This window comes from Anaeromassilibacillus senegalensis, from assembly GCF_001261775.1.
GTDB lineage: Bacteria > Bacillota > Clostridia > Oscillospirales > Acutalibacteraceae > Anaeromassilibacillus > Anaeromassilibacillus senegalensis.
On record NZ_LN868529.1, the window covers coordinates 1 to 1,010 of the forward strand.

Genomic DNA, 1,010 nt, shown 5'->3' on the forward strand with positions numbered 1-1,010 from the left:
TTGGTGGGATAAAGCTGGATGATCTGCTGGAGAAGATTCCGCATTTGCGCGACGCAGGCGCAGGCGGTGGTGTCCGCGAATGCGGAATCTTCTCCAGCAGATCATCCAGCTTTATCCCACCAATAACGTGGTGGTTGCGATGGAAAGCGGGAACAACGCCAGCGGCCGGCCCGGAAGCCTGCTTCCCGGGCCCGATTCAAACCCCAATTCCGGCCTGTTCCAGCTGACCAACGCGCAGGGCGTCCCGCAGGAGGCCCTTTCCATCTGCCGGATCGCGGCGGTGCGCATCACCAGCGCCACGTATAACAACGCGATCACGTATCTTCCCGCGCCCACGGTGGAAGGCTGCGGCGCCGATTGCGAAGCGGCGGTCCGCTCCTACCTGCCGGTAGGCACAACCGGCGTGGACATCAACGCCGGCGGGCAGACGGTCGGGCAGGGAACCGTATTGATCAACGAATTCGGCGTCGTCGTTCTGGTCGGCGCGAACAACAGCGACCCCACATTCGTTTCCACCTGCAAGGCGGAGGTCATCACCAAATAAGCAGAACTCTCCTTTCAAACATCGCTTACCCGGCGGGCGGCTTCTGGAACACGTTTCAGGAGCCGCCCGCCCTTTTTGTCCGGGCCGCCTGCCTTCCCTGTGTCCACCTCCCCCTTACCGCATATTCTGATAGTAAGGACAGTTATCTTGTTTGACAGGGAGGTTTTGCAATGAATATCTATCCGAATGATCACTTGCAGCAAAACTGCTGCTCACCCTGCTGTGTCCCTTGTCCGATCCCCGGGCCAGCGGGGCCGACTGGGCCAACCGGGCCCACGGGCCCAACCGGTTCGGGCGGGGGAGCGACCGGGCCAACGGGAGCTACCGGCGCAACGGGTGCGACCGGTTCCACGGGGCCAACCGGCACCGTGGATCCAGTAGATCGGAAGAGCACACGTCTGAACTCCAGTCACTGACCAATCTCGTATGCCGTCTTCTGCTTGAAAAAAAAACATTGACCCCACCG

The 1,010-nt window shown here is 61.0% G+C and carries 1 protein-coding gene; it reads left to right on the forward strand.

Annotated elements, in window-relative coordinates:
* Window positions 1-79: 79 nt before the first annotated feature.
* Window positions 80-544 carry a hypothetical protein gene (locus tag BN2106_RS00015; protein WP_050696539.1) on the forward strand — a complete coding sequence of 155 codons (465 nt, stop codon included), beginning with the start codon at window positions 80-82 and terminating at the stop codon, window positions 542-544.
* The last annotated feature ends 466 nt before the right edge of the window (window positions 545-1,010 follow it).